24 protein-coding genes, 1 other RNA gene and 1 pseudogene are annotated in these 24,684 nt (G+C 63.0%); 14 read left to right on the forward strand and 12 right to left on the reverse strand.

Features of this window, described 5'->3' with window-relative positions:
- Positions 1 to 67: 67 nt before the first annotated feature.
- The 6 genes from recR to ffs all read right to left on the reverse strand — a co-directional run bounded on the left by recR (position 68) and on the right by ffs (position 4,773).
- A complete protein-coding gene (recR, locus tag X743_RS149235; RefSeq protein WP_013891302.1) occupies positions 68 to 673 on the reverse strand; it encodes a recombination mediator RecR in 606 nt (201 codons plus the stop codon).
- A gap of 81 nt (positions 674 to 754) precedes the next feature.
- Complete coding sequence (locus X743_RS149230; protein WP_013891303.1) at positions 755 to 1,771, reverse strand: cell wall hydrolase; 1,017 nt, start codon at positions 1,769 to 1,771, stop codon at positions 755 to 757.
- 235 nt (positions 1,772 to 2,006) lie between these two features.
- Complete coding sequence (locus tag X743_RS149225; RefSeq protein ID WP_023767010.1) at positions 2,007 to 2,414, reverse strand: hypothetical protein; 408 nt, start codon at positions 2,412 to 2,414, stop codon at positions 2,007 to 2,009.
- A gap of 16 nt (positions 2,415 to 2,430) precedes the next feature.
- Positions 2,431 to 2,754, reverse strand: a complete 324-nt coding sequence (locus X743_RS149220) for a YbaB/EbfC family nucleoid-associated protein (protein WP_013891305.1) — start codon at positions 2,752 to 2,754, stop codon at positions 2,431 to 2,433.
- Positions 2,755 to 2,777: 23 nt separating this feature from the next.
- A complete protein-coding gene (locus X743_RS149215; protein WP_023767011.1) occupies positions 2,778 to 4,571 on the reverse strand; it encodes a DNA polymerase III subunit gamma/tau in 1,794 nt (597 codons plus the stop codon).
- Between the two features lie 105 nt (positions 4,572 to 4,676).
- An RNA gene (gene ffs, locus X743_RS1000000170945) (signal recognition particle sRNA small type) lies at positions 4,677 to 4,773 on the reverse strand.
- A gap of 148 nt (positions 4,774 to 4,921) precedes the next feature.
- Between ffs and X743_RS149210 the strand changes: the two genes are divergently transcribed.
- From X743_RS149210 to X743_RS149200, 3 genes are read left to right on the forward strand one after another with little or no spacing between them, the layout of a single operon-like run.
- Positions 4,922 to 5,341 carry an HIT family protein gene (locus X743_RS149210; RefSeq protein WP_013891307.1) on the forward strand — a complete coding sequence of 140 codons (420 nt, stop codon included), beginning with the start codon at positions 4,922 to 4,924 and terminating at the stop codon, positions 5,339 to 5,341.
- 53 nt (positions 5,342 to 5,394) lie between these two features.
- Positions 5,395 to 6,339 carry an NAD(+) diphosphatase gene (gene nudC, locus X743_RS149205; RefSeq protein ID WP_013891308.1) on the forward strand — a complete coding sequence of 315 codons (945 nt, stop codon included), beginning with the start codon at positions 5,395 to 5,397 and terminating at the stop codon, positions 6,337 to 6,339.
- A gap of 31 nt (positions 6,340 to 6,370) precedes the next feature.
- On the forward strand, positions 6,371 to 6,670 hold the full coding sequence (locus X743_RS149200; protein ID WP_023767012.1) for a Dabb family protein: 300 nt from the start codon (positions 6,371 to 6,373) through the stop codon (positions 6,668 to 6,670).
- Position 6,671: 1 nt separating this feature from the next.
- Here the strand turns inward: X743_RS149200 and X743_RS149195 are convergent, their stop codons facing one another.
- Positions 6,672 to 7,535 carry a prephenate dehydratase gene (locus tag X743_RS149195; protein WP_023767013.1) on the reverse strand — a complete coding sequence of 288 codons (864 nt, stop codon included), beginning with the start codon at positions 7,533 to 7,535 and terminating at the stop codon, positions 6,672 to 6,674.
- A gap of 63 nt (positions 7,536 to 7,598) precedes the next feature.
- A complete protein-coding gene (locus X743_RS149190) occupies positions 7,599 to 8,327 on the reverse strand; it encodes a 3-deoxy-manno-octulosonate cytidylyltransferase (protein WP_023767014.1) in 729 nt (242 codons plus the stop codon).
- Between the two features lie 193 nt (positions 8,328 to 8,520).
- On the opposite strand from X743_RS149190, the pseudogene X743_RS11620 reads away from it, so the two are divergent.
- From X743_RS11620 to X743_RS149150, 9 genes and pseudogenes are all read left to right on the forward strand, one after another.
- Positions 8,521 to 9,221, forward strand: a pseudogene (locus X743_RS11620) (cytochrome c family protein).
- A 219-nt stretch (positions 9,222 to 9,440) separates the two neighbouring features.
- A complete protein-coding gene (locus tag X743_RS149185) occupies positions 9,441 to 11,318 on the forward strand; it encodes an extracellular solute-binding protein (protein ID WP_023767016.1) in 1,878 nt (625 codons plus the stop codon).
- On the forward strand, positions 11,318 to 13,186 hold the full coding sequence (locus X743_RS149180; RefSeq protein WP_023767017.1) for an extracellular solute-binding protein: 1,869 nt from the start codon (positions 11,318 to 11,320) through the stop codon (positions 13,184 to 13,186). The genes X743_RS149185 and X743_RS149180 overlap by 1 nt, the downstream gene beginning before the upstream one ends.
- 24 nt (positions 13,187 to 13,210) lie before the next feature.
- Entirely contained in the window at positions 13,211 to 14,305 is a 1,095-nt protein-coding gene (locus X743_RS149175; RefSeq protein WP_023767018.1) for a microcin C ABC transporter permease YejB, read from the forward strand.
- The gene (locus X743_RS149170) at positions 14,305 to 15,450 is read left to right on the forward strand and encodes an ABC transporter permease (protein WP_023767019.1); all 1,146 of its coding nucleotides are present in this window, start codon (positions 14,305 to 14,307) and stop codon (positions 15,448 to 15,450) included. Before X743_RS149175 ends, X743_RS149170 begins: the two co-directional genes overlap by 1 nt.
- A gap of 86 nt (positions 15,451 to 15,536) precedes the next feature.
- Entirely contained in the window at positions 15,537 to 15,770 is a 234-nt protein-coding gene (locus X743_RS149165) for a hypothetical protein (protein WP_023767020.1), read from the forward strand.
- Positions 15,770 to 16,270: a PIN domain-containing protein gene (locus X743_RS149160; RefSeq protein ID WP_023767021.1), complete on the forward strand. Its 501-nt coding sequence runs from the start codon at positions 15,770 to 15,772 to the stop codon at positions 16,268 to 16,270. Before X743_RS149165 ends, X743_RS149160 begins: the two co-directional genes overlap by 1 nt.
- Positions 16,267 to 17,895 carry an ABC transporter ATP-binding protein gene (locus X743_RS149155; protein ID WP_023767022.1) on the forward strand — a complete coding sequence of 543 codons (1,629 nt, stop codon included), beginning with the start codon at positions 16,267 to 16,269 and terminating at the stop codon, positions 17,893 to 17,895. Before X743_RS149160 ends, X743_RS149155 begins: the two co-directional genes overlap by 4 nt.
- Before the next feature lie 28 nt (positions 17,896 to 17,923).
- Positions 17,924 to 18,865, forward strand: coding sequence for a glyoxylate/hydroxypyruvate reductase A (locus X743_RS149150; protein WP_023767023.1), 942 nt, complete (start codon positions 17,924 to 17,926; stop codon positions 18,863 to 18,865).
- 13 nt (positions 18,866 to 18,878) lie between these two features.
- On the opposite strand, the gene X743_RS149145 is transcribed toward X743_RS149150, so the two are convergent.
- The 3 genes from X743_RS149145 to X743_RS149135 all read right to left on the reverse strand — a co-directional run bounded on the left by X743_RS149145 (position 18,879) and on the right by X743_RS149135 (position 20,845).
- Complete coding sequence (locus X743_RS149145; protein WP_023767024.1) at positions 18,879 to 19,406, reverse strand: ATPase AAA; 528 nt, start codon at positions 19,404 to 19,406, stop codon at positions 18,879 to 18,881.
- A 35-nt stretch (positions 19,407 to 19,441) separates the two neighbouring features.
- Positions 19,442 to 19,801, reverse strand: a complete 360-nt coding sequence (locus X743_RS149140) for a hypothetical protein (protein WP_023767025.1) — start codon at positions 19,799 to 19,801, stop codon at positions 19,442 to 19,444.
- A gap of 126 nt (positions 19,802 to 19,927) precedes the next feature.
- Positions 19,928 to 20,845, reverse strand: a complete 918-nt coding sequence (locus X743_RS149135; RefSeq protein WP_023767026.1) for a methyltransferase domain-containing protein — start codon at positions 20,843 to 20,845, stop codon at positions 19,928 to 19,930.
- Positions 20,846 to 20,994: 149 nt separating this feature from the next.
- On the opposite strand from X743_RS149135, the gene X743_RS149130 reads away from it, so the two are divergent.
- Both X743_RS149130 and X743_RS149125 read left to right on the forward strand, forming a co-directional pair.
- Entirely contained in the window at positions 20,995 to 22,002 is a 1,008-nt protein-coding gene (locus X743_RS149130) for a ligase-associated DNA damage response exonuclease (protein WP_023767027.1), read from the forward strand.
- Positions 22,003 to 22,231: 229 nt separating this feature from the next.
- Positions 22,232 to 23,833 carry a cisplatin damage response ATP-dependent DNA ligase gene (locus X743_RS149125; protein WP_023767028.1) on the forward strand — a complete coding sequence of 534 codons (1,602 nt, stop codon included), beginning with the start codon at positions 22,232 to 22,234 and terminating at the stop codon, positions 23,831 to 23,833.
- 25 nt (positions 23,834 to 23,858) lie between these two features.
- Here X743_RS149125 and X743_RS149120 read toward each other — a convergent pair.
- The coding region (locus X743_RS149120) for a hypothetical protein (protein ID WP_023767029.1) at positions 23,859 to 24,684 on the reverse strand (826 nt) is incomplete at its 5' end.

The following is a 24,684-nucleotide window of genomic DNA, read 5'->3' on the forward strand; positions in this document are numbered from 1 at the left end:
AGGGGGAGATGTCCGGCAGGACAGAGGGGGGCGCCGTAGGGTGCTGTCATTTCAGAACCACCCCCCGTCAAAACGCCGTCCGCGACCTAAGCGCAGCCGCCAGCGTGCCTTCATCGAGATAGTCGAGTTCACCGCCGACCGGCACGCCATGCGCAAGGCGCGTCACCTTGATGTCGAAACCGGACAATTGATCGGTGAGATAATGCGCGGTGGTCTGGCCCTCGACCGTGGCGTTGACGGCAAGGATGATTTCCTTGACCTCGCCGCCGGCGACGCGGTCGATCAGCGAGCGGATGTTGAGCTGGTCGGGGCCGACGCCGTCGAGCGGCGACAGCGTGCCGCCGAGCACATGATAGCGCACGTTCATCGCCGCTGCCCGCTCCAGCGCCCAGAGATCCGAGACGTCCTCGACGACGATCAAGGTGGTGGCGTCGCGGCGCGGATCGGTGCAGATCATGCAAGGGTCCGACGTGTCGACATTGCCGCAAGTGGAACAGATGCGCACCTTGTCGGCGGCTTCGCCCATGGCGGCGGCGAGCGGCGACAGGAGCTGTTCCTTCTTCTTGATCAGATGGAGAGCCGCACGCCTGGCCGAACGGGGGCCAAGACCCGGCACCTTGGCCAGGAGTTGGATCAGGCGTTCGATCTCGGGACCGGCGATTCGTTTCGACATCGCTCTGATCTAGGATTTTTCAGAGCGCTTTGGAACATCCCCCGGCAGCGCATGACGCCCCATGCTGCCATGCGACGCGGATCAATTGGTTTCGAGCGGGCGGCCCTGGCTGACGATCATCGCGCCAATGGCGTCGGTGTTTTCGGGCGTCGACTGGAATCCCATGGACGCCTCTTGCGGTTCGCCCTGGACCGAACTGATGATTTTTTTGTTCAAGGTTCCGCCGAAACGGGCGGCATCCGGTTCTTCCATCGGCTCCTGCATGGCAACTGCCACCGGCTTCGATGCGACGCGGGCAGACTTCGCCGAGGGTGCCGCGGCCGCAGTCACGTAGGTCTGCTGGGCAGGGGCAGTGGCCATCTTGAACGGGCGCGCCGGTTCGACTGCCGCAGTCACATAGGCCTGTTGTGTTGGGGCCTGTTGTGTTGGGGCCTGCTGCTGTGCCGGGGCGTTGCGAACAAGCTTCCTGTCCGAGCGAACCGGCTCCGCCGAGGCAACCATCGTGACCGGGACGGCCGGCTTTTCTGTCTCCACCGAGGCAACCATCGGCTCATCGGGCAGCGGCTGCCAGTTGCGGCCACGTTTCTCGTAGAAGGCGTTGCCGCCGGCAACCATGGTGTAGTGCATGTTCTTGTAGGGGAAGCGCAGGCCGGCGGTATGGAAATACATGGTGTTCTTGAGCTTGGCCTTGCGCTCGCCCTTGAGCACGGCGTCGGCGGCTTCCTCGACATCGGGCATTGCGCGCGAATTCATCGGCCTTGTCATGACGCCGGGCGCGAACTGTCCAGGCTCGCCCACCACCTGGCAAATGGTGCTGCCATGGTTGCCGGAGCGCAGCCGGTTCATCACCACGGTGCCGACGGCGATCATGCCGTCGCGGCTCGAGCGGTTGGATTCGAAGAACATCGCCCTTTCCAGGCATTCCCTGTCCTTCGGCGTGTGGCTGTAGGCGCGCGAACTGAGGAAACTCGGCGTGATGGCGTCAGTCAGGCTGGCAACGGACATGCCGTGCGACGTGGTCTGGCTGCATGCAGCCAAGAACAGCGGAGAGGTAACGACGCCGAGCAACAGCGGCGCCTTCCATCGCGTGACAATCAACAGGTAACCCTCTCACTTCACTTCGATGCCCGCCCCCAGGCTGCGGCAAGAATGAGACACTTTCGGGCAAAATGATGGCCAAAACGTTATTAGCAGGGTACTGTTGCATAATTAGCACAATTTCTTGGCTTTTCAGATAGATCGAGCCATCGTTTCACAAAACCGATGACCGCTTTCCCTCTGTTTCGCCGCAATTCGAAGGGGAAATCCCGAATCACGCTGTTCCTGGACCGCTCTATCGTCCTGCCGCCACCACGGCCGGCTGGCCGGGCTCGCGTTCCTCGACTTTCTCCGAAAACAGGCCGCGTGCGAGGAAGAGCCTACGAGCGTTCCTGGCCGCCGGCGCGATCCTACCCGGCCAGTCGCTGTGGATGAACTCGGCCTTGGTGAAGTCGGGATTTGTTTCGGAGGCCGCCTCGAGGAACTCGGCGATCTCCAGCACGACCGAGCGCTCCTCCCTGGAAAGCGCCGACGTGCCAGCCTCGATCGACGGGCGGTGGACGAAGTCCTCGAACAGGTAGAAATAACCCTTGATGCCGACGAGATCGACGCCTGCATCGCAATCGGCGAGGATTTCCAGGATTTCGTAGATCCTGTTGCGGATACGTTGCTCGATCAGTCTTTCGGACGGCTCTTCGGTCATGGAGCTGCGGCCGGACCTAGAACGGCAGTTTCATTCCCGGCGGAATCGGCAGGCCGGCGGTCAGCGCCTTGGTCTTTTCCTGCATGATCTGCTCGACCTTGACCCTGGCGTCATTGTGCGCGGCGAGCAGCAGGTCCTCGAGGACCTCGACATCGTCCTCCTTGAACAGCGACGGATCGATCTTCAGCGACTTCATCTCGAATTTTCCGGTCAGGGTGACGCTTACCAGGCCACCGCCGGACTGGCCGGCGGCTTCGACCGTGGCAATCTCGTCCTGCATGGCCTGGAACTTGGCCTGCATTTCCTTTGCCTTGCCCATCAGGCCGAGAAGATCTTTCATGGTCCGATCCTTGTATTGGTTTGTCAGGTCTCGTCGTCATCCGCCGGCGGTTCGACCGGCACTTCGGCTTGGTCCGCGTCCGCTTCCGGCGCGTCGGGAATGCGCACGTCGATGATCTTGGCACCGGGAAAGCGCGCCAATATGGCGGCGACGGTCGGATCGCTCTTGGCATCGAGGAAAGCGTTCTCGCGCCTGGTCGATTCCATTTCGGCCAGCGTCTGTCCGCCCTCTTCCTTCGACAACGAGACGAGCCAGTTGCGGCCGGTCCAGGCGCGCAATTTCATCGTCAGGTCGTTGAGCAGCATCTTGGGCGCATCGTCGGTCAGGCTGACGTCGATACGGCCGGGCTCGATGCGCACCAGGCGAATGCAGCGCTTGACCAGCACCTTGAAGGCGATGTCGCGCTGCGCATCGGCAAGCGCAACGATGTCGGCGAGCGATTTCAGCGGTACCGGCTGCGCCTCCGGCGCCGGCTGCGGAGGTGCTACGAAGGCGACCGGCGCAGGGGTGGCTTCGACCAGCCGCATGGTCTGTGCGCCGCCCTGCCCGGATGGCATGCGGGTCTGCGCGACCGCGCTGGCGCCGCCGCCATTGCCGGGACCCGCGGGCGCGCCGTTCGGGCGCGATGCGCCATTTTGAACCGATGAAGCGCCCTCGAGCGATCGCAGCGCCTCGTCCAGTGTCGGCAGGTCGGCGGCATGGGCCAGCCGGATCAGCACCATTTCGGCGGCGCTGACCGGCCGGTTGGAGGACTGCACCTCGGGAATGCCCTTGAGCAGCATCTGCCATGTCCGCGACAGCACCCTGACCGACAGCGCCCGGGCGAAGTCGGCGCCACGCTGCCGCTCGTCCTGCGACAGCGAGGCGTCGTCCATGGCGGTCGGCACGAACCGCAGCCGGGTGACCAGATGGTTGAACTCGGCAAGATCGGTCAGCACGGCGGCCGGATCGGCGCCGGTGTCGTATTGCGCGCGGAATTCGGCCAGGGCCGCCGCCACATCGCCTTTCATCACATGTTCGAACAGATCGACGATGCGGGCGCGGTCGGCGAGACCCAGCATGGCCCGTACCGCTTCGGCGCTGACGGAGCCGGCGCCATGGGCGATCGCCTGGTCGAGGATGGAGAGCGAATCGCGGGCCGAACCCTCGGCGGCGCGGGCGATCATCGCCAGCGCGTCGTCGTCGACCGAAATGCCTTCCTTGCCGGCAATCGAGGACAGATGCGCGACCAGCGCGCCGGCATCGATGCGCCTCAGGTCAAAACGCTGGCAGCGCGACAGGACGGTGATCGGAACCTTGCGGATCTCGGTGGTGGCAAAGATGAATTTCACGTGCGGAGGTGGCTCCTCCAGCGTCTTCAAAAGGCCGTTGAAGGCCTGCGTCGACAGCATGTGCACTTCGTCGATGATGTAGACCTTGTAGCGGGCCGAGACCGGCGCATAGCGCACGCGTTCGATGATGTCCCTTATGTCGTCGATGCCGGTGTGCGAGGCGGCGTCCATCTCGATGACGTCGACGTGGCGGCCTTCCATGATCGCCTGGCAATGTTCGCCGAGCACGGCAAGGTCGACCGAGGGCTGATCAACGGTGGCGGTCTTGTAATTGAGCGCCCGCGCCAGAATGCGCGCGGTGGTGGTCTTGCCGACACCGCGCACGCCTGTCAGCATCCACGCCTGGGCGATGCGGCCGGTGGCAAAGGCGTTGGTGAGGGTGCGCACCATCGGCTCCTGGCCGACGAGCTCGGAGAAGTTCGAGGGACGGTACTTGCGCGCCAGCACGCGATAGGCAGCGGCCTTTTCATTTCCCGCTTCGCTCATTCGCCCGTAAAGCTCCAAAAGGCTGCGCCCGAAGGCGGCCGGTTCCTGCGCATAGTCTCGCCCGCGCTGCAATGCGTCGTCAATGTCGCGAGGAGGGCCGATGAGGTGGGAGGCTGGAACAATGACCCGTTCCGGGCTCGTTAGGGCTGCTTCCTTCCGGACCTGACCCGGTTGGCGAGTGGATCGTCCACCACCAACCTCCCGCTGTCCATATCGGCAATTGCGCGACGAAATGCAAGTGCGCAAGCGAATCGAGATCATCCCCAAGAGATTCGCTTGCAGCCCCGATGCAGCCGCTCTAGCGTTCATGGTTTGAGGAAACCAAGAAAAGCAAAGTAAGGGAAACGCCGATGTTGCCGGGCCTCAAGGCCGGATTCACGCTGGATGCCCGGCTGGAGGCGGACAGCGAGCAGTTGATGTGGCTTGGGCTGTGCGAATTGCGGGTGATGAACGACCGCCGCTGGCCATGGTTGCTCCTGGTGCCGCAGCGGCCTGGCGCGGAGGAAATCCATGACATGACGCCGCTCGACCAGGCAATGCTGACCTTCGAGACCAATATGGTGGCGCAGGCGCTGAAGAAAGTGACCGGCTGCACCAAGATCAACACCGGCGCGCTCGGCAACATCGTGCGCCAGCTGCATATCCATATTGTCGCCCGTTCCGAAGGCGATGCCGGCTGGCCAGGCCCGGTGTGGGGCCATGGCCTGCGCGAGCCCTACCAGCGTTCCGAGCTGCGCCGGTTTGCCGAAACGATAAGGGCGGCGCTATAAGCGTTCCCCTGTGTTCATCCCAAGACATGTCATCCCAAAGCATCAGAGTCCCTATGAGCTTCAGCCTGTTTGACGCGCCCTTGCGCGAGCCGAGCCAATTCGTCGGCTTCGCCGGCAACACGATCGACCGCCAATCCGAAAACCGCGCCGACGATTCGGTCGACAAGGCGCTTGCCGATCCGACGACGCGGCTGCTCCTGATGAATGGCGGTCGGCTTCATCTGAAGCTCAGGGAAGGCGGCAGCCTCGATCCCTGGTTCGGGCTCACCGAGAGCGAGCCTTTCAAGCCTGCCTTCGACCGAGGCGTTTTGCTCGGCTTCTCCGAACAGGGGCCGGTTGTCGCCGTGCTGGCCGGCGTCGATCCCGAACAGTTGCCCGAAACCGTCAAGGCGATCGACTACCGCTCGGTCTACATGCAAGGGCTGATCGACGAAGCGGCGGCCGGCGCGATGGCGCAGGGCGCCGCCCTGCTCGCCTGGCACGCCAGCCATCGCTTCTGCAGCAAATGCGGCACGCAATCGGAAATGCGGGCCGGCGGCTACAAGCGGCATTGCCCGAATTGCGGCACCGAGCATTTTCCGCGCACCGACCCGGTGGCGATCATGCTGACGGCGACCCGGGAGAAATGCCTGCTTGGGCGCGGCGCCCATTTCGCGCCGGGCATGTATTCCGCACTCGCCGGCTTCATCGAGCCGGGCGAGACGATCGAGGCAGCGGTGCGTCGCGAGACGCTGGAGGAAGCCGGCATCCGGCTCGGTCGCGTCGTCTATCATGCCAGCCAGCCCTGGCCGTTTCCCTATTCGCTGATGATCGGCTGCTTCGGCGAGCCGCTCAACGAGGACATCCAGGCCGACCTCAACGAGTTGGAAGACTGCCGCTGGTTCGGCCGCGACGAGGTGCGCCTGATGTTGGCCCGGGAACATCCCGGCAATCTGGTCACGCCACCGAAAGGCGCCATTGCGCATCACCTGATCCGTGCCTGGGTGGACAGCGAATAACGAATACCGAAAGTCATTGCAGGAGAGGCAAATGATCCGTCACACAGTGGTCTTCACGCTGAAACATGCGCCACACTCGCTGGAGGAGAAGCGGTTCCTCGTCGACGCCAGGAAAATCCTCACGGCGATCCGGGGCGTCACGCATTTCGAGCAGTTGCGGCAGGTCAGCCCCAAGAACGACTATCAGTTCGGCTTCTCGATGGAGTTCGCCGATCAGGCCGCTTATACGAGATACAACGACCATCCCGACCATGTCGCCTTCGTGCGCGACCGCTGGGTGCCGGAGGTCGAGAAATTTCTCGAGATCGATTACGTGCCGCTGGGCTGGTAGCTCAGTCCGCCACCTTCCACTGCTCACGCGACTCGCTGGCCGGATAGACACCGAGGATGCGCACTTCCCGCGAGAAGAAGCGGAGTTCTTCCAGCGCCAGCTTGACCAGCGGATCGTCGGGATGGCCCTCGATGTCGGCGTAGAACAGCGTCGCCGTGAAGGCGCCGAGCTGGTAGCTCTCCAGCTTGGTCATGTTGATGCCGTTGGTGGCAAAGCCGCCCATGGCCTTGTAAAGCGCGGCCGGCACGTTGCGGACGCGGAAGATGAAGGTCGTCATCATCTTGACGTCGAGTGACGGGCGCTCGGCCCATTGCTTGTTCTTGGTCAGGACGACGAAGCGGGTGACGTTGGAATCGGTGTCCTCGACATTCTCCTCGATGATGTCGAGCCCGTAGAGCGTCGCGGCAAGCGCCGGCGACAAGGCGGCCATGGTGCGGTCCTTGACCTCGGAGACCATCTTGGCCGCACCCGCCGTGTCACCCGCGACGATCGCCTTCCAGCCGTTCTTGCGGACGTATTTGCGGCATTGGCCAAGCGCATGGATATGGCTGTGCACGGTCTTGATCTCGTCGCGCCTGACGCCGGGCAACACCATCAGTTGGAAATGGATGGGCAGGAAATACTCGCCGACAATATGCAGCTTCGATTCCGGCAGCAGATGATGGATGTCGGCGACGCGGCCGGCGATGGTGTTCTCGATCGGGATCATGGCGAGATCGGCCTTGCCGGTCTCGACCGCGTTGAATGCATCCTCGAAGGTCGGGCACGGCAGCGGCTCCATGGAGGGGAAGACATTGCGGCAGGCGGTGTCGGAATTGGCTCCCGGCTCGCCCTGGAAGGATATTCTGTTGGTCTTTTCAGGCATGGGCCAAGTCTCGATTCAAAGATGTCTCTGTTCGAAGGGGATAGTTGAATTTGCGAGGATAGTTCAATTTACAAGGATGGTTCTGGCGCGTTCGAGGTCTTCCGGCGTGTCGACGCCGAGCGGCAGCGACTGGACGATCTCGGCGTCGATGCGCATGCCGGCTTCCAGCGCCCGCAACTGCTCCAGCCGCTCCCGGCGCTCGAGCGGCGATGGCTTCAGCGCGACGAAGCGCTCGAGTGCAGCACGGCGATAGGCGTAGAGGCCGACATGGTGATAGAGCGCGCCCTCGCCCCACGGCGCGGTGGCGCGGGTGAAATACAGTGCCCTGAGCCTGGTAGCCGACAGCGGCGAGCCGACGATCTTGACGACGTTCGGATTGGTCTTTTCCTCGTCGCGGACGATCTCGACGCCGAGCGTGGCGATATCCACGGACCTGTCCTCGAACGGTCTGAGCGAAGCTGCAATGATGCCGGGATCGATGGTCGGCAGGTCGCCCTGGACATTGACGATGGTTTCGACCTTGCGCCCGGGATCGAGCGCGACCAGCGCCTCGTGGATGCGATCGGAGCCCGATTCATGGTCGATCCGTGTCATCACCGCCTCGAAACCGTGCGCGCGCACGGCCTCGGCCACGCTTTGCGTGTCGGTTGCCACCACCACCCGGCCCAGGCCGGCTTCGGCGGCGCGGCGGGCGACATGGACGATCATCGGAGCGCCGGCGATGTCGGCCAGCGGCTTGCCCGGCAGGCGGGTCGAGGCCATGCGGGCCGGGATCAGGATCAAGGTGGACATCGCGATGGCAAGGCGTTCGGAAAGAGGAGGGGAAAAGTGGCAAAAGGTCTCACTGGAAGCGCCCTTATAGGTGTTGCAACGCCCGAGCAAAAGACCTAGTTTCCGCCCGATTTGACCGGCCCTGGAGGGTGGGTCTCGATACCGACGGACGGAGTGGACGGATCAGTCCGCCGGAAAAGGGAGCAAGGGGCGTATGGATTCCAACGAAGTCAACAAGCTGCTCGCCGGATTGCTCGGAACCGTTTTCGTCGTTTTCTCGGTCGGCATTGTGTCGGATGCGCTGTTTGCCTCGCCGGCGCCGGAAAAGCCCGGCTTCGCCATCGAGGCCGCCGAGCCCGCCGAAGGCGGCCCGGCAGCGCCGGCCGCCGAGGCCAAGCCGATCGCCGATCTGTTGGCGACCGCCAATGTCGAGCAAGGTGCCGCCGTATTCAAGAAATGCCAGGCTTGCCATTCTGGTGAAAAGGGGGGCCCCAACAAGGTGGGCCCCGATCTGTGGGACCTCGTCGACCGTCCGGTTGCCGAACATGAAGGCTTTGCCTATTCGGCCGGCATGAAGGAATTCTCCAAGGGCGGCACCGAGAAGTGGACCTACGACAACATCAACCACTTCATCACTTCGCCGAAGAAATTCGTGAAGGGCACGGCCATGGGCTTCGCCGGCCTGCCCAAGGACGAGGACCGCGCCAACGTCATCGCCTATCTTCGCACGCTGTCGGACAATCCCAAGCCGCTGCCGGCACCTGGTGCCGCCGCCGATGCCGGCGCACCGGCCAANATGCCGGCGCACCGGCCAAGCCCGCCGATGGAGCCGCTCCGGCAAAGCCCGCTGACGGCGCCGCACCGGCCAAGCCGGCGGCGCCCGTGGCACCGTCTCCCGCAGCTCCGGCCAAATAACCAGATATCGTCGCATCGACCTTGAAAAAGCCGGGTTCAGCCCGGCTTTTTTCGTTAGGAAAACGGCATGTACGGCGACAAAGCCGCGCATGGCGGTTTTCACCAGCGCCAAATCATCTAGATTGGTCCGGGACAAGCCGTACGAAGACGGGCAGTACGAAGACGGACAGTGCGAAGACGGGCAGTGCGATGATGCAGGCAGTGCGAAGAGGACAGTGCATGACGGTTGGCCGAACGCTTCTCAAATCGTTGCTGGCGGCAGCCCTGCTGGCGGCGGGATTGCAGACGACACGGGCCGACGAATGGCGCACCACCTCATCGCTGATCGGCCAATCCAAATATGGCGACAATTTCCAGCACTACGACTACGTCAACCCGAACGCGCCCAAGGGCGGCACGCTGAACTCGGTGGTGCTCGGCACATTCGACAGCTTCAACCCCTATATCGTGCAGGGATCGCCGGCGGCGGGCCTCGTCGGCTTCGGCGGCGGCCTGCTCTACGACACGCTGATGGAGCAGGCGACCGACGAAGGCAGCGTCAGCCACCCGCTGATCGCCGATGCCTACAAATATCCGGCCGATTATTCCTCGGCAACCTACCGGCTCGACCCGCGCGCGAAATGGCATGACGGGCAGCCGATCACTGTCGACGACGTGATCTGGTCGTTCCAGGTGCTGAAGGCGAACAGCCCGCAATACAGCCGCTATTTCGAGAACGTCACCGATGCGGTGGCGATCTCCGACCGCGAGGTCGAGTTCCACTTCAGTCAGAAGGGCAACCGGGAACTGCCGAAGATCCTCGGCGATCTCGCAGTGCTGCCGAAGCACTGGTGGGAAGGTACGGATGCCAATGGCAAGAAGCGCGACGTCACCAAGCCGACACTGGAAATCCCGCTCGGCTCGGCCGCCTACAAGATCGCCAGCTTCAAACCTGGGTCGGAAATCGTCTGGCAGCGCGTGCCCGACTATTGGGCGGCCAAGCTGCCGGTGAAGATCGGCCGCGAGAACTTCGACACACAGCGCTTCACCTACATTCTCGACGACAATGCGGCATGGCAAGCCTTCACCAAGGGCGGACTTGATGACGTCAAGCCGGAAAACAGTTCGAAGCGCTGGAAGACATTCTATAATTTCCCAGCCATCAAGGCTGGCGACGTCATCAAAAAGGAATTCAAGACCACCTCGCCCGAGCCGATGCAGGCCTTCATGCTGAACCAGAGGCGACCGCTGTTCGCGGACCGTCTGGTGCGCGCCGCTCTGACCTACCCGTTCGACTTCGAGACGATGAACCGCACGCTGTTCTACGGTTTCAACACCCGCACCAGCAGCTATTTCCAAGGCACGGAACTGGCCTCAAGCGGCTTGCCGCAAGGCAAGGAATTGGAGATTCTGGAAAAGTATCGTGACAAGCTGCCGCCTGAGCTGTTCACCCAGGAATTCAAGCTGCCGGTCTACGATTCACCTCAGGCGGAGCGAAAATATCTCAAACAGGCTGTCGATCTCTTCGCCAAGGCAGGCTGGGTCATCAAGGGCGGCAAGATGATCAACGCCAAGACCGGCGAACCGTTCAAGTTTGAGATCCTCGGCTGGAACGACACCGATCAGGTCATCGCCAGCCCCTATATCGCGAATCTGCGCAAAATCGGGGTCGACGCCACGCTGCGTCTGATCGATCAGACGCAGTACATCAACCGCGTCAACAATTTCGACTATGACGTCATTATCGGGCAGCTCGGCCAGTCCGAATCGCCCGGCAACGAGCAGCGTGACTTCTGGAGCTCCAAGGCTGCCGACAGACCTGGCTCGCGCAACTACGCCGGTATCAAGAACCCGGTCGTCGATGCCCTGGTCGACCGCATCATCTTCGCCACCGACCGCGACGATCTGGTTGCGGCCACCCATGCACTCGACCGGGTACTGTTGTGGAATTACTACGTGGTGCCGCAATACTATCGAGCCGTGGTCTGGCTGGCTTATTGGAACAAATTCGGCATTCCGGCCAAGCAGCCGTCTTATATCGGCGCCGACCAGAATTCCTGGTGGATCGACCTCGACAAGGAAAAGGCCCTGGCTGCCAAATACAGGAGCGGCAATTGATGGCGGTGCTGCCCCGCCGTGATTTTCTCGCCTTGGGCACTGCCGCCGCTGCCGCCGCGATGCTGCCGGGCAAGGCTTTCGCCGACATTGCCACCGGCGTGAAACTGCATGGGCTCTCCGCCTTCGGCGACCTCAAGTACAAGCCCGATTTCACCCATTTCGACTATGTCAACGTCGACGCGCCGGCCGGCGGGATTTTCAATTTCTCGCCACCCAACTGGGGCTATAACCAGGATACGCAGACTTTCAACACATTGAACTCCTTCGCCGACAAGGGCGATGCGCCACCACGCATGGAGATGTGTTTCGACGGGCTGATGGTGCGCGCCCTCGACGAGCCCGACGCGGTCTATGGCCAAGTCGCCGACGGCGTAACGCTGTCGGATGACCGCAACAGTTTCACCTTCTCGCTTCGCCCCGAAGCGCGTTTCCATGACGGATCGCCGTTGACAGCGCAGGACGCGGCCTTCACCTTCAAGCTCTACAAGGAAAAAGGCCACCCCGACCTGTCGTTGTCGCTGACCCACATGGTCGAAGCCACCGCCGTCGACGACCACGCCTTGCGGCTTACCTTTTCCGGCAAGCAATCGGCCCGCACCGTCCTCAACGTCGTGGAATTCCCGATCCTGTCGAAAGCCTTCTACACGGCCAATCCATTCGACTCTTCGCAGATGAGTCCACCGCTCGGCTCCGGCGCCTACAAGGTCGGGCGCTTTTCGGCCGGCGCATGGATCGAATATGACCGCGTGCCCGACTATTGGGGCCGCGACCTGCCCGTCAATCGCGGCCAGAACAATTTCGACCGCATCCGCATCGAGTTCTACCAGAACCGCACGGCCGGCTTCGAAGCTTTCAAGAAGGGCGAAATCACCTATCGCGAGGAGTTCACCTCACGCGTCTGGGCGACCGCCTACGATTTTCCGGCACTGACCGCCGGCAAGGTGGTCAAACACGAATTCCCGGCCGAGAAGCGACCGACGATGCAGGGAACCGCGGTCAACCAGCGACGCGCCCAGTTTCGCGATGCGCGCGTGCGCCAGGCGATCGCGCTCTGCTTCGACTTCGAATGGACGCGGCGTAACTTCTTCTACGGCTCGTACGAGCGTTCGCAATCCTGCTTCGAGAAATCGGACTTTCGCGCAGAAGGACCGCCATCGCCGCAAGAACTGGCCCTGCTGGAGCCGCTGCGTGGCCAGCTTCCAGCCGAGGTCTTTGGCGATGCCGTAGTCCAGCCTGCATCAGACGGTTCCGGCCGAGACCGCAAGCTGCTTGGCCAGGCCGTGAAGCTGCTCAACGCGGCGGGCTGGAAACGATCGGGCGATTTCGTCGTCAACGACAAGGGCGGCAGGCTTTCGGCCGAGTTCATGGTCGATGACGACACCTTCGTCCAGGTCTATTCGCCCTGGGTCGCCAACATGAAGGCGGTGGGCATCGACGCCACGATCCGGCTGGTGGATTCGGCGCAATACCAGTCCAGACAGGCAACGTTCGATTTCGATCTGCTGTCGGCCGCCTTCTCGTTCAGCGCAACGCCGACCCGAGACGACATCGAAGCCTTCTTCCATTCCCGCACCGCCAACCTCCCAGGATCGCGTAACCTGCCGGGCATCTCGAACCCGGCGATCGACGCATTGATCGACATGGTAGGGGCTGCGAAGAACCGCGAAGACCTGAACGTGGCGATACGCGCGCTCGACCGGGTCTTGCGCGCGCGGTGCGATTGGATTCCAAGTTGGTTCCTGGCGAATCACCGAAGCGCCTATTGGGATATGTTCGGTTTTCCCGAGCAGAAGCCCGATTTCGGCTTTCCGGTCGAGGCGCTGTGGTGGGTCGATAAGGGCAAGGCGGCGAAAATTGGCAAAGGCTGAGATCCAACGAGGGCAGGAAGCCTGATGGGCGCTTATATCCTGCGCCGCATCCTTTTGATGATCCCGACGCTGTTCGGCATCATGGCAATCTCCTTCGCCGTCATCCAGTTCGCGCCTGGCGGTCCGGTCGAGCAGGTCATCGCCAAGCTGACCAACCAGGGCGGCAGCGACCGCCTCGGCGGCGGTGGCGGCGACGCGGGCGGCTCCAACCTCGACGTCGCCGGCGACGTCAGCTCGAAATATCGCGGCGCGCAGGGGCTCGATCCGGAATTCATCAAGAAGCTGGAGAAGCAGTTCGGCTTCGACAAGCCGCCGCTCGAGCGCTTCGGCATGATGCTGTGGAATTATGCCCGCTTCGATTTCGGCAACAGCTACTTCCGCGACATCTCGGTGCTCGACCTGATCCTGGAAAAAATGCCGGTGTCGATCTCGATCGGGCTCTGGATCACGCTCCTGTCCTACATGATCTCGATCCCGCTCGGCATCCGCAAGGCGGTGAAGGACGGCACACCTTTCGACATCTGGACCAGCGGTGTCGTCATCGTCGGCTATGCCATTCCAGGCTTCCTGTTCGGCATCATGCTGATGGTGCTGTTTGCGGGCGGCTCGTTCTGGGATTGGTTCCCGTTGCGCGGCCTGACCTCGGACAATTGGGACCAGTTGTCCTGGTGGGGCAAGATCGTCGACTATTTCTGGCACATGACCCTGCCGTTGACGGCGCTGGTGCTGTCGGCTTTCGCCACGACGACGCTGCTGACCAAGAACTCGTTCCTGGAAGAAATCCGCAAGCAGTATGTGGTGACTGCCCGCGCCAAGGGCCTTTCGGAACGGCAGGTGCTCTACGGCCACGTCTTCCGCAACGCCATGCTGATCGTCATTGCCGGCTTCCCCGGCGCCTTCATCTCGGCCTTCTTCACCGGCTCGCTCCTGATCGAGAACATCTTCTCGCTCGACGGCCTCGGCCTGCTCGGCTTCCGGTCGGTGGTCGAGCGCGACTATCCGGTGGTGTTCGCCAACCTCTACATCTTCTCGCTGCTTGGGCTGTTCATCGGATTGCTGTCCGACCTTATCTACACCTGGGTCGATCCGCGCATCGATTTCGAGCGGAGAGACGTCTGATGTCGGAGGCAAGCGTTACCGCGGGGGTCCTGCCGGAGCGGATGCCACGGCCGTTTCTGTCGCCGCTCAACAAGCGCCGCCTGCAGAATTTCAAGGCCAACAAGCGCGGCTACTGGTCGCTGTGGATATTTCTCGTCCTGTTCGTGCTGTCGCTGTTTTCCGAATTCATCGCCAACGACAAACCGATCATCGCCTCCTACAAGGGCGAGATCCTGTTTCCGGTGCTGGTCGCCTATCCCGAGGAAAAGTTCGGGGGCTTCTATGCCGTCACCGATTATCGCGACCCGGTCATCCAGGACGAGATCAACGCCCATGGCTGGATGATCTGGCCGCCGGTGCGCTACTCCTACCAGACCGTCAACAACGCCATTCCGGAAGCAGCACCCGCCAAGCCATCGTGGGAATATGACGCCAAGACGCGCTGCAACCAGTATCCGCAAGGTGCCGCCGATCCGGCCTGCGTCGTCGGTAACTGGAACTGGCTGGGCACCGACGACCAGGCGCGCGACGTGCTGGCACGGGTCATCTACGGCTTTCGCATCTCGGTGCTGTTCGGCCTGACCCTGACCGCCGGCTCGGCCCTGATCGGCGTCGGCGCCGGCGCCCTGCAGGGCTATTTCGGCGGCTGGACGGATCTCCTGTTCCAGCGCTTCATCGAAATCTGGTCGGCGATCCCGGTGCTCTATCTCCTGCTCATCGTCGCCGCCATCCTGCCGCCGGGTTTCTTCATCCTGCTCGGGCTGATGCTGCTGTTTTCCTGGGTGGCGCTGGTCGGCGTGGTGCGGGCCGAATTCCTGCGCGCCCGCAATTTCGAATATGTCAACGCGGCCCGGGCGCTCGGCGTGCCCAACCGCACCATCATGTTCCGGCATTTGTTGCCCAACGCCATGGTGGCGACATTGACCTTCCTGCCGTTCCTGCTCAGTGGCTCGATCTCGACGCTGACGTCGCTCGACTATCTCGGCTTCGGCCTGCCGCCAGGCTCGGCCTCGCTGGGCGAACTGCTCAAGCAGGCGCAGCGCAACCTCAATGCGCCGTGGCTCGGCATTTCCGGCTTCGTCGTCATCTCGCTGATGCTGTCGCTGCTGGTCTTCGTCGGCGAGGCGACGCGCGACGCCTTCGATCCGCGCAAGACGTTCAGATGACAACGATGCGGACCGGCATTCACCATGGTATATTCTCAGTGTGGCTGTTTTGAACGAAATGAGCGTGCCCACGAAAGGACCGAGTTGTGAATAAGGTCATCCTTGAGCATTACCCCGCATCCAAACTCCCGGATGAGTTGCGAGAGGGTATAGCTTTGACTGCCTCGGTTAAGGTGACCGTGGAAGAGGAAGCCGAGCGGCCTCTCGGCCACAAACAGTTGCTTGAACTTATGCGGAATGCGCAGGCCAACGCGGCGGGAACAAGTCTCGAAGAGGCCGTTGCGCGTGTTCGTGCCCTCCGCGATGAGTGGGAGGATTGATGGCCGCCTTCCGGCTTTACGTCGATACGAACATTTTCATCTACGCTTTCGAAAATAACGATGCTCTGGCAAAAAAACTGCTTCAGCTCATTTCACTGAACGAGGGCAGAAAGCGGCCTTTCCTCGCGACAAGCGAGCTTGTGCTGGCGGAGTTGATGGTTGACCCTCTGAAAAAGGGCAATGAGCCGCTTGTTGAACTCTATAACAATATCTCGATTGGTAACGCCTTTGTCTCGATTGGGGCGGTAACTCGCGAGGTTCTCTGGCACGCAGCACAGCTTCGCTCGCAGTTCATTTCTCTCAGGCTGCCGGATGCCATTCATCTTTCGACGGCGATGCATTTCGGGTGCACACAATTTCTGACTGCCGATACCAGATTGAAGGATGCCTATTCTGTCACACCAAATCGGCTTGTCCCTCCCCAATTGACAGCGCAAATTTCGATCATACGACCGGATATTTCTGCTGTTGATAAGATCATAGCGGAAGTTGATACATGACTGCTTCTTTGCTCTCCGTTCGCGACCTCAGCGTCGCCTTCGGCCAGGGCGGCGGCCAGTCGATGGCGGTCGACCACATCTCGTTCGACATCGCCAAGGGCGAGACGGTGGCGCTGGTCGGCGAATCCGGCTCCGGCAAATCGGTGTCGGCGCTGTCGGTGCTGAAGCTGCTGCCCTATCCCAGCGCCAGCCACCCCTCGGGAAAGATCCTATTCCAGGGCACCGACCTCCTGGCCATGAACGAGAAGCAATTGCGCCAGGTGCGCGGCAACAAGATCACCATGATCTTCCAGGAGCCGATGACCTCGCTCAATCCGCTGCACACGATCGAGCAGCAGATCGTCGAGATCCTGAAGCTGCACCAGGGCATGGCCGACCGCCCGGCCAAGGCGCGCACGCTGGCGCTGCTCAACGAGGTCGGCATCCGCGATCCGCAGAAGCGGCTCGACGCCTACCCGCACCAGCTGTCGGGCGGCCAGCGCCAGCGCGTCATGATCGCCATGGCGCTTGCTAACGAGCCGGAACTCCTGATCGCCGACGAGCCGACGACAGCACTCGACGTCACCGTGCAGGCGCAGATCCTCGAACTGCTCGCGGGCTTGAAGAGCCGCAAGGGCATGTCGATGCTGTTCATCACCCATGATCTCGGCATCGTGCGCAAGATCGCCGACCGGGTCTGCGTGATGACCAAGGGCAAGATCGTCGAGACCGGACCGACCAAGGACATCTTCGCCAACCCGCAGCACCCCTATACTCGTCACCTTCTGGCCGCCGAGCCGAAGGGCAAGCCGCCGGCGGCCAATGCCGACGCCAAGCCGGTCATGACCGGCAAGGACATCAAGGTCTGGTTTCCGATCAAGCAGGGCTTCTTCCGCCGCACCGTCGACCATGTGAAGGCGGTCGACGGCATCGATGTCACCGTGCGCGCCGGCCAGACGCTGGGCGTGGTCGGCGAATCCGGCTCCGGCAAGACGACTCTCGGCCTGGCGCTGGCGCGCATGATCGCGTCGACGGGAACCATCCAGTTCAACGGGCGCGACATCAATCAGCTCACCTTCAACGCGATGCGGCCGCTCAGGCGCGAATTGCAGATCGTCTTCCAGGATCCGTTCGGTTCCCTCAGCCCGCGCATGTCGATCGCCGAGATCATCGAGGAAGGCCTGAAGATCCACGAACCGAAGCTGTCGCCCGACGAGCGCGACGACAAGGTGGCGGCCGTGCTGAAGGAGGTCGGGCTCGATCCGGCGACCCGCAACCGCTATCCGCACGAGTTCTCCGGCGGCCAGCGCCAGCGCGTCGCCATCGCGCGCGCCATGGTGCTCAACCCGCGCTTCGTCATGCTGGACGAGCCGACATCGGCGCTCGACATGAGCGTGCAGGCGCAGGTCGTCGACCTCCTGCGCAGCCTGCAGGCCAAGCACGACCTCGCCTATCTCTTCATCAGCCACGACCTCAAGGTCATCCGGGCGCTGGCCAACGACGTCATCGTCATGCGCAACGGCCAGATCGTCGAAGCCGGTCCTTCCGAACAGATTTTTGGAAATCCGCAAACCGACTATACTCGGGCGCTGATTGCGGCGGCCTTCAAGATAGAGACCGCTCCGGTCGGCATTGTCAGCCAGTGACTGCATAGAGAGAGACTGAAAGACCGCGATGGAAAAAGGCCGCATCCTGCTTGCCGTTACCGGCTTTCATCCACAGCGCTGGCGCGACCTGTTGTCGGCCGAGCGCGAGGTGGTGCTGGAGCCGGACGGCACCAAGGATCCATCGATCACCTATGCGGTGGTGTGGAAGCAGAGGCCCAACCTGTTGTCGTCGCTGCCCAATCTGCGCGCCATCTTCTCGATCGGCGCCGGCGTCGACCATGTCTTCGCCGACCCCGGCCTGCCCGACGTCCCCGTCGTCAGGGTCGTCGCCGACAACCTTACCCAGCACATGACCGAATATGTCGTCTGGCGGGTGCTCGACCATCATCGCCAGGGTATGCTCTACCGTTCGCAGCAGCAGAAGAAGATCTGGCACGAGCCGCAGCAAAGGGCGGCCGGCGACATTTCCGTCGGCATCATGGGGCTCGGCAATCTCGGCCGCGCCGCGGCCTCGGTGCTGTTGTCGCTCGCCTTCGCGGTCAATGGCTGGTCGCGCACCGACCGGCCGATGGCAGGCGTGGCGACCTATTGCGGCGAGGCCGGATTGATCCCCTTCCTCAAGGCGACCGATATACTGGTCGTGCTGTTGCCGCTGACGCCGGACACGCAGGGCATCATCAACTACGGCGTGCTGAAGGAACTGAGGAAACGCAACGGTCTCGGCGGCTCGGTGCTGATCAATGCCGGACGCGGCCGCCTGCAGAAGGACGCCGACATCGCGCGGGCGCTGGACGACGGCACGTTGAAGGAAGCGAGCCTCGACGTGTTCGAGGTCGAACCGCTGCCGAAAACCAGTCCGCTGTGGAAACACCCAAAGGTGTTCGTGACGCCGCACGCCGCGGCAACCTCGGACCCGGTCCACCTGGCGCCGATCATGCTGCGCCAGATGGACGCCTTCGAGCGCGGCGAAAAGCTCGACAACCTGGTGGATCGCAAGGCGGGGTATTAGCCGGGGACCATCCTCATCTGGCCAGATCCCACTTGCGGAAGCATTGCTTGATCGCCTTGATGGAAGACAACCGCAACTTTGGCAGGTCTGTCTGTTCGAACAACGTCTGGTAGCGTTCGCGATTTTTCGGCGTGGTCACGGCAATATGGTGGATCATGTCCCATTTGACGCTGTCGCGCCCGCCCTGCAGGGCACCGCGCCTCTCCTTCTCGAACAGCGTTCGCCTGAAATAACGCAGCAGGCTTGCCGGCGTGGAGATATCCAGCAGGATCAGTCCGGTCGCCCGCTGAAAGCGTTGCGGCATGCAGATCGAGTAATTTCCGTCCATCACCCAGCGCTCGCCGGCAATCGCGGCATCATGCAAGGCGATGAATTCGGCCTTTGGACGCGGTTCCCAGTCGGTGTCGGGCAGATGATGAAGCAGGTCGAGGTGAACGGGCTCCAGGCCACGCTTGCGGGCAATCGCGTCGGCCAGGGTCGACTTGCCGCTGTTGGACGGCCCCAGGATGCATAGGCGGTCTCCAAGGTCCGAGAGTTTCATGACACCCTTGCGAAGCCGCGGCCTGCTGCCTGCGATTAGCTGGGCAGGGCGAACTTCTTCTGCTTGTCCGGCTTGCCGCAGTCGCGGCGCTCGATCGACCGGTTCATGGCATCGATCTCGCCGGATGCCTGGTCGCTGTCGCGCTTGGCCTTGGAGCGCATGTCGGGCGTGAATGGGCCAAAGCCCATTGCGGGATTGTAAAAGGTCGGTTTTGCCGTCGTGGGAAGGTTGTATTGCTGCGCCAATCCATTGCGCCTCGCCAGCAATTGATCGCACGGCACGCTGTCATACTGCAGGGAGGACTCTATGTTGGCGTCCTGCCGCTCGGACATCGAATTGCCCACGCAGCCGGCTGTTGCCAGGCAAGACGCCAAGATCATCATGTTCCAGCGCATCTGAAATGCTCCTCCTGATATCCCGCCTGATGCGACCAGATCGCAAATATCAGTCGCGCACGCAAATCAGACTTTTTTCGCAGCCGCACGCACGAGACCAGGATCACCACACCAAGATTGTGCAGTTCAGGCGGCGTAAACCTTCCGTGCCACAACGGCCAGCCCTTTGACAGGCTCATGACGATCCAGCCGGATGGTCGTGGGCTCCAGCGCCAGGACCGAAAGCCCGTTGGCCTCGAGCGTGCGCCTGACATAGGCTTGCGAATGGGCGTAGCGCCGCGACGGCTGCAGCGCGAAGTCGCCGGCCTCCGCCATGCTTTCGACGGAGAAGGCAAACAGGCCGCCGCCGGCAAGCAGGCCGGCGACCGTCTCCACCAAGGCTTCGAGCCGACCGACATAGATGAGCACATCGGCCGACGTCACCAGATCGGCCTTGTCACCCGAATAGGAGAACCCCTGCAGATCCGCCTTCACCAGCGCGTCATAGATGCCTTTTGCCCGCGCCTTCCTCAGCATCGCGGCTGAGATGTCGAACCCCTCCAGCCGGTCGACGATCGGTCTCAGCCGCTCGCCCATCAGCCCGGTGCCGCAGCCAAGGTCGAGCGCCAGGCGGAAGCGGCCCGGCCTTGCCTTGCAAATCTGTCGTTCAAGAAACTCGGGCAGCCGGTAGCCGAGCTTGTCGACCAGCGCCGTCTCGAAGGTTTCGGCATAGTGGTCGAACAGCGTTTCGACGAAAGCACTTGGCGGCGCCGGGGTCGCAGGACCCTTGCCGATCAGCTGCAGCTTGAGGGACGCGCCCTGGCGGTCCGCCGGATCGAGCTTCAGCGACGTCGCCCAGGCCTGCGCGGCCAGGTCGGCCCTGCCCGAGGTTTGCTGCATCTCGCCAAGGCGAAACCAGCCCATCGCCCATCTTGGTGCCAGTTCCAGCGCGCCGAGCAGCAGTTCGGCCGCCTGGGTGTGATCGCCGGCGGCAAAGAGCATTTCGGCATAATCGGCACGGCGATCAGCGTTCAAATCGCCCGACGAGGTCTGAAGCGGCTTCATGATGATGGGTTCCGCCGGCAGAACCGCCAGCCATCGCCTCTGTAGAGCAAACAAGAGCCGAATTGAACTGGCCAGGCATGTTTTGCCGGAGAGTCAGCAGTCTCCGGCAACAGGCTTCCCGAGACGGAATTATATCCTATCTTGGAGCGATGCGCGCCAGCGACCTGCTTCAACCCCGGCCCGAGGGCCTCTACTGCCCGCCGGGCGATTTCTTCATCGATCCGGTGCGGCCGGTGAACCGGGCCCTCATCACGCATGGCCATTCCGACCACGCACGCTCCGGCCACCGCTCGGTGCTGGCGACGCGGCAGACGCTCGACATCATGGGCCTCCGCTACGGCGAGGATTTTGCCGGAACCACGCAAGCGGCACGGCTTGGCGAGACGATCGTCCTCAACGGCGTCGACGTCAGCTTCCATCCGGCCGGCCATGTGCTGGGTTCGGCGCAGATATGCGTCGGCCATCAGGGCACGCGCATCGTCGCCTCCGGCGACTACAAGCGGCAGAAGGATGCGACCTGCGCGCCGTTCGAGCCGATCCGCTGCGACGTGTTCATCACCGAGGCGACTTTCGGCCTGCCGGTGTTTCGCCATCCGCCCGATACGGAGGAGATCGCCCGCCTGCTGAAATCGGCCGCGCAATTCCCGGAGCGCTCGCATCTGGTCGGCGCCTATGCGTTGGGGAAGGCGCAGCGAGTGATGCGGCTGTTGCGCGACGCTGGCTACGACAGGCCGCTCTATATCCATGGCGCGCTGGCCAAGCTCAGCGACTATTATCAGAGCCAGGGTATCGAGCTGGGGATGCTCGAACCGGCGACGGTGGAAGGCGGCAAGAAGGATTTTGCCGGCGCCATCGTCGTCGGCCCGCCGGCGGCTTTCGCCGACCGCTGGGCGCGGCGTTTTCCCGATCCGATCTCATGCTTCGCGTCAGGCTGGATGCGCATCCGCCAGCGCGCCAAGCAAGGCGGCGTCGAACTGCCGCTGATCATCTCTGACCATGCCGACTGGGACGAGCTCACCGCCACCATCAAGGAGACCGGCGCCGGGGAGATCTGGGTCACCCATGGCCGCGAGGAAGCACTGGTGCGCTGGTGCGAGCTGGAAGGCATCGCCGCGAGACCGCTGCATCTGGTGGGGTATGAGGACGAGGGCGATTGATGATCGGACGTTCGACAATCGCCAGCCAAGCACTCTACGGCGCCCCCCTCTGGCCTGCCGGCCATCTCCCCCACTTGTGGGGAGATTGGCTGTTGTCGCGGCTTTCGCCAATCGCCAACGGCGCAAGGAAAGTGCCGGCATCTAAGCTGCCAATCTCCCCCCTTGCGGGGGAGATGTCCGGCAGGACAGAGGGGGGTGTGCCGAAGCGCCATGCTCGCCCAGTGTCACCATGAACCGCTTCGCCGAGCTTCTCGACCGCCTGGTGCTGACGCCGTCGCGCAATGGCAAGCTGACCTTGCTGACCGACTATTTCCGCGGCGTCGAGGACCCGGACCGCGGCCTGGCGCTGGCCGCCATCACAGGCGACCTCAACATAGCGGCGATCAAGCCGGCGATGCTGCGCACCCTGGTCACCGAACGCATGGACCCGGTGCTGTTCGGCTATTCCTACGACTATGTCGGCGATCTCGCCGAGACGGTGTCGCTGGTCTGGCCGCAGACACCGGGGTACATCCCGAACCGTGAGCCGACGCTTGGCGAGGTCGTGGCGAAACTGCAGGCGGCGAGCCGCTCCGACGGCCCGAAGATACTCGCGGGGCTGCTCGACAGCGCCGGCATTTCGGCGCGTTTTGCCATCATCAAGTTGGTCACCGGCGGCCTGCGCATCGGTGTGTCGGCGCGGCTCGCCAAACAGGCGCTGGCGGATTTCGGCAAAGTCGATATCGCCGAGATCGAGGAGCTCTGGCACGGATTGTCGCCGCCTTACACGGCGCTGTTCGCCTGGCTCGAGGGCAAGGCCGACAAACCGCGCAACACCGCATTGGCGCTGTTCCGCCCGGTGATGCTGTCGAACCCGATCGGTGACGGCGATCTCGAAAAGCTTGATCCCGCCGACTATGCGGCGGAATGGAAATGGGACGGCATCCGCGTCCAGGCGGTGGCCGAAGGCGGCGTCCGCCGGCTCTATTCGCGCACCGGAGACGATGTCTCCGGCGCCTTTCCCGACCTCGCGGACGCCATGAATTTCTCCGCGACGCTCGATGGCGAGCTGCTGGTCGGCGATCCCAGAGAGGCGACAGGAACCTTCTCGGACCTGCAGCAGCGGCTGAACCGCAAGACGGTGACCCCGAAGATGCAGCAGCAATACCCGGCCTTCATGCGCTGCTACGACCTGCTGCAGATCGGCGGCGAGGATCTGCGCGGATTGTCGTTCCGCGAACGGCGTACCCGCCTCGAAGCCTTCATAGGGACGCTCGACCCGAGCCGCTTCGATCTGTCGCCCTTCGTCGACTTCACCGACTGGCAGGCGCTTGAGGATTTGCGCCGGGCGCCGCCACACCCGATCATCGAAGGGGTGATGCTCAAGCGCTGGGATTCGACCTATGTCGCCGGCCGGCCGAAAGGCCCATGGTTCAAATGGAAGCGCGACCCGCATACGGTGGACGCGGTGCTGATGTATGCTCAGCGAGGCCATGGCAAGCGGTCGAGCTTCTACTCGGACTACACGTTCGGCGTATGGTCCGGAGCAGAGGGCGAGGAGGAACTGGTGCCGGTCGGCAAGGCTTATTTCGGCTTCACCGACGAGGAGCTGAAGCAGATCGACAAATATGTCCGCGACAACACGGTCGAGCGCTTCGGGCCGGTGCGCTCGGTGCGGGCCGACCGCGACAACGGGCTGGTGCTGGAAGTCGCCTTCGAAGGGCTCAACCGCTCGACCCGGCACAAATCCGGCGTCGCCATGCGCTTTCCCCGCATTTCGCGGCTGCGCTGGGACAAGCCGGCCAACGAGGCCGACCGCATCGAGACGCTGCAGGCACTGCTCGACCGATAGATCACTTTACGGCAGAGGCTTCCGTTCAGGGCTCGATCGAGACGCGGATCTCGTAGATATCGACCGCCTTGCCCTGCTTGTCGAAATCGGAATTGATGGCGATGGTTCCGGCCGAGCCCGGACGCTTGTTGGGGAATTTCACGTCGAACAGATATTCGTTGCGCTGCTGGCCGACCGCGTAGCGCTTGCGGCCGCAGTCGCCAAGCTCGCCGAAATTGCAGTCGATGGAGATTTGCGTGTCCTTGCCCTCCTCGGCGCGGGCGAGGATGTCGAACACGGCGTGTTTGCCGGCGAGTTTCTCCAGCACGCCTTGCCCGACGTCGAAGGCAACCGCCGAACCGGAGGCGCCGGACTGAATGCGCAGGAATGGCCCGCTGTCGTCCTTCATCACCTCGGCCTTGGCGTCCGAGGGAGCGGCGACATGCGTCGGGTCGGTCGGCGCGAAAACATTGATCCAGTCGCGCGACTGGTCCGCGGACCCCGGCTTTGCCGGTGCGTTGGCACCGTCGGCCGGGGTGAAATCATCGTCCTCGACCGTTGGCGGCGCTTCAGGTGGCGCCGTATCGAGCTGCGCCGCCGTCTTGAACACGCCGGTCTGCATGGCGAAAAACAAGCCGATGCCTACGGCCGCAAGCACGGTCACCGTCAGGAAGATGGCGGTCAGCGGCAAGCGGCGTCCGCGAATGCGCCGCTCGTCGCGGTCGGGCGCCACTTCCGTCGCGGCACCGGACGTGGCGGGGGCGGACATGTCGATAGACGGCGCACCGGGGAGCGTCGCGTCCGGCATGATGTCGGGGACGACCGGCAGCACGCGCGAGCGCGGCGCGTCGGACGCGGGCTGCGCGGGGCTG

The organism is Mesorhizobium sp. LNHC232B00 (assembly GCF_000502435.1).
In the GTDB taxonomy this organism is placed as follows: Bacteria; Pseudomonadota; Alphaproteobacteria; order Rhizobiales; family Rhizobiaceae; genus Mesorhizobium; species Mesorhizobium opportunistum.

Coding starts and splice junctions, on each gene's coding strand:
- recR (WP_013891302.1), bottom strand. CDS start 673: ATGTCGAAACGAATCGCCGGTCCCGAGATCGAACGCCTGATCCAACTC.
- X743_RS149225 (WP_023767010.1), bottom strand. CDS start 2,414: ATGACCGAAGAGCCGTCCGAAAGACTGATCGAGCAACGTATCCGCAAC.
- X743_RS149220 (WP_013891305.1), bottom strand. CDS start 2,754: ATGAAAGATCTTCTCGGCCTGATGGGCAAGGCAAAGGAAATGCAGGCC.
- X743_RS149215 (WP_023767011.1), bottom strand. CDS start 4,571: ATGAGCGAAGCGGGAAATGAAAAGGCCGCTGCCTATCGCGTGCTGGCG.
- X743_RS149210 (WP_013891307.1), top strand. CDS start 4,922: ATGTTGCCGGGCCTCAAGGCCGGATTCACGCTGGATGCCCGGCTGGAG.
- nudC (WP_013891308.1), top strand. CDS start 5,395: ATGAGCTTCAGCCTGTTTGACGCGCCCTTGCGCGAGCCGAGCCAATTC.
- X743_RS149200 (WP_023767012.1), top strand. CDS start 6,371: ATGATCCGTCACACAGTGGTCTTCACGCTGAAACATGCGCCACACTCG.
- X743_RS149195 (WP_023767013.1), bottom strand. CDS start 7,535: ATGCCTGAAAAGACCAACAGAATATCCTTCCAGGGCGAGCCGGGAGCC.
- X743_RS149190 (WP_023767014.1), bottom strand. CDS start 8,327: ATGTCCACCTTGATCCTGATCCCGGCCCGCATGGCCTCGACCCGCCTG.
- X743_RS149185 (WP_023767016.1), top strand. CDS start 9,441: ATGACGGTTGGCCGAACGCTTCTCAAATCGTTGCTGGCGGCAGCCCTG.
- X743_RS149180 (WP_023767017.1), top strand. CDS start 11,318: ATGGCGGTGCTGCCCCGCCGTGATTTTCTCGCCTTGGGCACTGCCGCC.
- X743_RS149175 (WP_023767018.1), top strand. CDS start 13,211: ATGGGCGCTTATATCCTGCGCCGCATCCTTTTGATGATCCCGACGCTG.
- X743_RS149170 (WP_023767019.1), top strand. CDS start 14,305: ATGTCGGAGGCAAGCGTTACCGCGGGGGTCCTGCCGGAGCGGATGCCA.
- X743_RS149160 (WP_023767021.1), top strand. CDS start 15,770: ATGGCCGCCTTCCGGCTTTACGTCGATACGAACATTTTCATCTACGCT.
- X743_RS149155 (WP_023767022.1), top strand. CDS start 16,267: ATGACTGCTTCTTTGCTCTCCGTTCGCGACCTCAGCGTCGCCTTCGGC.
- X743_RS149150 (WP_023767023.1), top strand. CDS start 17,924: ATGGAAAAAGGCCGCATCCTGCTTGCCGTTACCGGCTTTCATCCACAG.
- X743_RS149145 (WP_023767024.1), bottom strand. CDS start 19,406: ATGAAACTCTCGGACCTTGGAGACCGCCTATGCATCCTGGGGCCGTCC.
- X743_RS149140 (WP_023767025.1), bottom strand. CDS start 19,801: ATGCGCTGGAACATGATGATCTTGGCGTCTTGCCTGGCAACAGCCGGC.
- X743_RS149135 (WP_023767026.1), bottom strand. CDS start 20,845: ATGAAGCCGCTTCAGACCTCGTCGGGCGATTTGAACGCTGATCGCCGT.
- X743_RS149130 (WP_023767027.1), top strand. CDS start 20,995: ATGCGCGCCAGCGACCTGCTTCAACCCCGGCCCGAGGGCCTCTACTGC.
- X743_RS149125 (WP_023767028.1), top strand. CDS start 22,232: ATGAACCGCTTCGCCGAGCTTCTCGACCGCCTGGTGCTGACGCCGTCG.